The following is a 6097-nucleotide window of genomic DNA, read 5'->3' as shown; positions in this document are numbered from 1 at the left end:
GAGCAGCGCCGGGTGCAGGCCGAAGCGGGCGGCGTCGGCGTGCGCGTCCTCTGGCAGGACGACCTCGGCGTAGACCGTGTCCGCCGTCCGCCACACGGCTCGCAGCCCCTGGAAGGTCGGGCCGTAGCCGTAACCGGCGGCGTCGAGGTCGGCGTAGAGGCCGGTCACGTCGACCGGCTCGGCCTCGGCGGGCGGCCAGTCGGCGAGACCCGCCGGGGCGGCGGGCTGGTCGGCCGACAGCGTGCCGGAGGCGTTGCGGGTCCAGTCGGCGTCGCGGTCGGCGGCTGGTCGCGAGTGGACGGTGAAGCGGTCGTCGTCGATCCGCACCTGGATGGTGACCGCGCCCGTCGCCGGGATGGCCAGCGGCGTCTCCAGGGTCAGGTCGTCGACCTGGCCGAGGCCGATGGCGGCGCTTGCGCAGAGAGCGAGGTCGGCGATGGCGGTGCCGGGCAGGATCGCGGTGCCTGCCACGGCGTGGTCGGCCAGCCACGGGTGGGTGGCCAGCGACAGCGTGCCGAGCCAGATGGCACCCGCGCCCGCCACCGGCACCGCGGCGTCGAGCAGGGGGTGATCGGCCGGGTCGATGGGGGCCGCACGCCTGGGGCGCGGCCAGTAACGCTCGTGGTCGAAGGCGTAGGCGGGCAACGGAACCGGCGCGGTCTCGGGCAGCACGACCGACCAGTCGACCGGCAGACCGCGCACCCACGCCTCGGCAAGAGCGGTGAGCCAGCGCTCCCGGCCACCGGACTCGCGGCGCAGCGTGCCGAGCACCACGCCGTCGCCCGCCAGGGTCTCCTCGACGCCCACGGTCAGCACCGGATGCGGGCTGACCTCGATGAACGTGCTACGTCCCCGGTCGCGGACGGCGGCGACGGCCTGGTCGAAGCGGACGGTGCGGCGCAGGTTCTCGTACCAGTACCCGGCGTCGAGACCGGTGGTGTCGAACTCGCCGCCGGTCAGTGCGGAGAAGAACGGCACCTCGGCGGCACGCGGGCTGATGTCCGCGAGTGCGGTGTGGAGGTCGGCGCGGATCAGGTCGACGTGCGCGGAGTGGGAGGCGTAGTCGACGGGGATGCGGCGGCTCCGGTCGGGGATGGCCGCCAGCAACGCGTCCAGTGCGTCCGCGTCGCCGGAGACCACAGTGGACAGTGGACCGTTCACGGCCGCGACCCCGATGGCGGTACCCCACGGCGCGATCAGCTCGGTGACGGCGTCCACCCCGGCGGCCACCGACACCATGCCGCCGCGGCCGGACAGCACCGCCCCGATCGCCTTGGCACGCAACGCGACCACGGCCGCGCCGTCCTCGATACTCAGCGCCCCGGCGACGACCGCGGCGGCGATCTCGCCCTGCGAGTGGCCGACGACCGCGGCCGGCCGCACCCCGGCGGCACGCCACAGCGCGGCGAGGCCGAGCATCACCGCCCACAGCGCTGGTTGCACGATGTCGACGCGGTCGGGCACCCCGGCGCGCAGGACGTCGAGCAGCGACCAGTCCACGTGCGGGGCGAGTGCCCGTTCGCAGTCCTCGATCGTGGCGCGGAACACCGGCTCGGTGTCGAGCAGCCCGGCGGCCATGCCCGGCCACTGCGCGCCCTGCCCTGGGAAGACGAACACGGTGCCACCGGTGTGCTTGGCCGTGCCGCGTACCAGACCGGGTGCCTCGGCGTCCTCGGCGAGTGCGGCGAGCGGCACCCGGGGGTCGGTCTCGCCCGCGACGACGACGGCACGGTGGTCGAGCGCGGCGCGGCCGGTGGCCAGGGTCCATGCGATACCGGCCGGGTCGCCGTCCTCGGTGCGCAGGCGGCCTGCCTGGGCGCGGAGACTGCGCGCGGTGTTGGCGGCGATCACCCAGGCGGTCGGGCCGGATGCCTGGGTGGTCGCCGCGGCCGGGGTCCCGGGGGCCTCTTCGATGACGACGTGGGCGTTGGTGCCGCTGACACCGAAGGAGGACACGCCTGCCCTGCGGGTTCGTCCGGTCTCCGGCCACGGCCGGGCCTCGGTGAGCAACTCGACCGCGCCAGCCGTCCAGTCCACCTCGGGGGTGGGGGCGTCGACGTGCAGGGTGGGCGGCAGGGTCCGGTGCCGCATCGCCTGCACCATCTTGATCACACCGGCGACACCGGAGGCGGCCTGTGTGTGGCCGATGTTGGACTTGACCGACCCCAGCCACAGCGGCTGGTCACGGTCCTGTCCGTAGGTGGCGATGAGGGCCTGTGCCTCGATCGGGTCGCCGAGCCGGGTGCCGGTGCCGTGCGCCTCGACGGCGTCCACCTCGGACGGTGCAAGCCCGGCGGCGGACAGCGCGGCCCGGATGACCCGCTGCTGCGACGGCCCGTTCGGCGCGGAGAGCCCGTTGGAGGCGCCGTCCTGGTTGACGGCGGAGCCCAGGACGACCGCGAGCACGTGGTGGCCGTTGCGCTGGGCGTCGGAGAGGCGTTCGAGCAGCAGCACGCCGACGCCCTCGCCCCAGCCCGCGCCGTCGGCCGACGCGGAGAAGGACTTGCAGCGGCCGTCCGCTGCCACGCCGTTCTGCCTGCTGAACTCGGTGAAGATGCCGGGCCGGGCCATGACGACCACGCCACCGGCCAGCGCCATGCCGCACTCCCCCGCCCGCAGCGCCTGTGCGGCGAGGTGCAACGCGACCAGCGACGACGAGCACGCGGTGTCCACGGTGACCGCGGGCCCCTCGAGTCCGAAGGTGTAGGACACGCGGCCGGAGACCACGCTCGCGGCGCTGCCGGTGGCGATCTGGCCCTCGACGCCGTCGCCGGACTCGGTGAGCACGGACAGGTAGTCCTGGCTGTTGGTGCCCGCGTACACGCCGGTCCTGCTGCCGCGCAGCGACAGCGGGTCGATCCCGGCGGACTCGAAGACCTCCCATGATGCTTCGAGGAGCAGCCGCTGCTGCGGGTCCATGGCGAGTGCCTCGCGGGGCGAGATGCCGAACAGGGCGGCGTCGAACTCGGCGGCGGTGTGGACGAAGCCGCCCTCGGTGGCGTGCGAGCTGCCCGGCCGGTCGGGGTCGTCGGCGGCCAGCCAGTCAAGGGGCCAGCCTCGGTCGGTGGGGAACGGGCCGATGCCGTCGCGGCCGTCGGCGACCAGCTGCCACAGGTCGTCCGGCGACGCGACCCCGCCGGGGTAGCGGCAGCTCATGCCGATGATCGCGATGGGGTCGTCGCCAGGTTGGGCCGCCGGTTCGGGGGTCTCCTCCGCGCTGCCGGTCTCGCCGAGCAGTACGGCGAGGTGGGCGGCGAGTACGCGTGCGCTGGGGTGGTCGAAGACGAGGGTCGCGGGGAGCGCGATGCCGGTCAGCGCGGCGACGCGGTCGCGGAGCTCGACCGCGGTCAGCGAGTCGAAGCCGAGTTCTGAGAAGGCGCGGTCGGGCTCGACGGCGTCGCCGCCGGTGTGGCCGAGCACCTCGGCCGCGGCGGCGCGAACCAGGTCGAGCAGGACCTCGTCCCGGTCGCCTGCCGCGAGTTTGCGGTGCAGGTCGGCAGACCCGGCGCGGTCCGGCAGGGCCGGGGCCGGTGCGGCGGCCTCTGGCAGCGCGGACAGCAGCGGGCTCGGCCTGCCGGAGGTGAAGGCGGGCGCGAACGCGGCCCAGTCGATGTCGGCGACGACGACGCAGCCGAGGTCGTGGTCCACCACGTCGGCGAACGCGGCCGCGGCGGCGACCGGGTCCATGGCGGACAGGCCGCGGCGGCGCAGGGTGTCCTCTGCGCCCTCTGCGGCAAGCATGCCCGCCCCGGCCCACGGTCCCCACGCGACGGCGGTGCCGGTGCGGCCCAGCGCTCTGCGACGTTCGACCAGTGCGTCGAGGTAGGCGTTGGCGGCGGCGTAGGCGGCGTGGCCCGCACTGCCCCACACCCCAGAGATGGAGGAGAAGGCGACGAACGCCTCGGCGTCCGGGAGCAGCTCGTCGAGGATGCGAGCACCTGCCACCTTGGCGCGCAGCACCTCGGCGACCTCGGCGAGCCCCGCGTCGGCGACGGCCTGCTGGTCGACGGCGCCCGCGGTGTGCACGACGGCGGTGACGGGGTGTTCTGCGAGGAGCGCGGCGACGGCGTCGCGGTCCGCGATGTCGCAGGCGGCGACGGTGACGCGGGTGCCGAGCGCGGTCAGCTCGTCGGCGAGTTCGGTGGCGCCGGGGGCCGCAGGGCCGCCCCGGCTGGCCAGCACCAGGTGCGACGCGCCGCGCTGTGCGAGGAGCCGGGCGACCTGGGTGCCGAGGGCGCCGGTGCCGCCGGTGATCAGGACGGTGCCCGGCCGCCACGGGGTGGCGGTGCCGGTGAGCGGGGCGCGGCGGACGCGGCGAGCGTAGAGGCCGGAGCCGCGCACGGCGACCTGGTCCTCGGTGCCGTCGGCGAGTACCGAGGCGACCCGCTCGGCGGCACGCCGGTCGATGGTTTCCGGCAGGTCGAGCAGACCGCCCCAGCGGCGCGGCTGTTCCAGGGCCGCGACGCGGCCGAGGCCCCACACCTGCGCCTGTTCCGCGCTGGGCGCCGGGTCGAGCCTGCCGACGTGCGCCGCGCCGGTGGTGGCCGTCCACAGCGGGACGTCGAGCCGGGCGGCGTCCATGGCCTTGATCAGGACGATGGTGGCGGCGATGCCGGTGGTGAGGCCCGGGTACTCCTGGTGCGGTTCGGTGCCGGTGCCCAGCAGGGACAGCACACCGGCGAGGTCGCAGGACTCGGCGATGTCGAGCAGGTCGCCCGCGACCGACCACGGGTCGGTGTCGGCCGGGTCCACCGTCAGCGCGCGCACGTCGACGCCGACGGCACGCAGCGAGGCGGCGAGGTCCGGCGCGCCGCGGGGCGGGACGACCAGCAGCCAGGTGCCGGACGGGACCGCGGCGCGGTCGGCGACCGGGGTCCACTCGGCGCGGAAGCGCCACGCGTCGGCGGCGGACCGGCGGGCGGCCGTGGCGCGCCATGCGGAGAGCGCGGGCAGGACGGTGGCGAGGGTGTCGTCGTCGAGGCCGAGCGCGGCGGCGACGGCGGCCGTGTCGGCACGCTCGACCGCGGCCCAGAAGCCCGCGTCCGCCGGGGGGACGGCGGCGGCGGGGGTTTCCTGCGCGAAGGTGTCGAGCCAGAACCGCGTGCGCTGGAAGGCATAGGTGGGCAGGTCGACGGTCCTGCCGGTGGGCGGGACGGTGCGGGCCCAGTCGACGTCGGTGCCGGACACCCAGGCCGAGGCGACGCCTGCCAGCACGGAGCGGACCTCGTCGTGGCCGCGGCGCACCAGCGGGACGGCCTGGTCGACGTGTGCGGACAGCGCGGCGTCGGGGCCCAGCTCCAGGAAGGTGGTCACCCCGTCCTCGCGCAGCTTCGCGACCCCGTCGGCGAACCGGACCGTCCGCCGGACCTGAGCCACCCAGTGGGCGGGATCGGTGACGTCACCGTGCATGGGGATCGCGGGCTGGTGGTAGGTCAGGGACTCGGCCACGGTGGCGAACTCCGCCAGCATCGGCTCCATCAGCGTCGAGTGGAACGCGTGCGAGACGGCGAGCCGCCTGACCCGGCGGCCCTCGGCCCGCCACCGCTGTTCGAGAACGTCGATCTCGTCGGCAGTGCCGGACACCACAAGAGAAACCGGACTGTTCACGGCCGCGATGTCGACCCCGGCCGGAACGTCCTCTTCGGACACTTCCGCCGCCAGCATCGCGCCGCCCGCCGGCAACGCCTGCATCAGACGACCGCGAGCCGACACCAGCGCACACGCGTCGTCCAGCGACAGCACACCGGCCACGTGCGCGGCCGCGATCTCGCCGATCGAATGACCAACCACGTAGTCAGGAGTGACACCCCAGGACTCCAGCAGCCGGAACAACGCCACCTCGAACGCGAACAACGCCGCCTGCGCGTACCGCGTCCGGTCCAGCCGCTCCTGGTCGTCCCACGGGATCTCCCCGACCCGGGCACTCACCGCGTCAACCACCTCGGCGAACACCGGGAACGCCGCACACAACTCACGCCCCATCCCCGCACGCTGCGAACCCTGACCCGAGAACAGGAACGCCAGCGGGCCGGGCTCGGTGTGGCCGGAGACGTACCCGCGGTCGGCGAGGCCGGTGCGTGCCTCGTCCACATCGGAC

General features: G+C 75.0%; 1 protein-coding gene. It reads right to left on the bottom strand.

Annotated elements, in window-relative coordinates:
- Positions 1–6097 (bottom strand): type I polyketide synthase (locus tag WBA97_RS08155; RefSeq protein ID WP_424230107.1); only part of this gene is annotated, 6097 nt, incomplete at both ends.

The organism is Actinophytocola sp. (genome assembly GCF_049647105.1).
Taxonomy (GTDB): Bacteria; Actinomycetota; Actinomycetes; order Mycobacteriales; family Pseudonocardiaceae; genus Actinophytocola.
The sequence above is the reverse complement of the archived record's forward strand: the minus strand, read 5'-3'. Positions and strand labels throughout refer to the sequence as shown.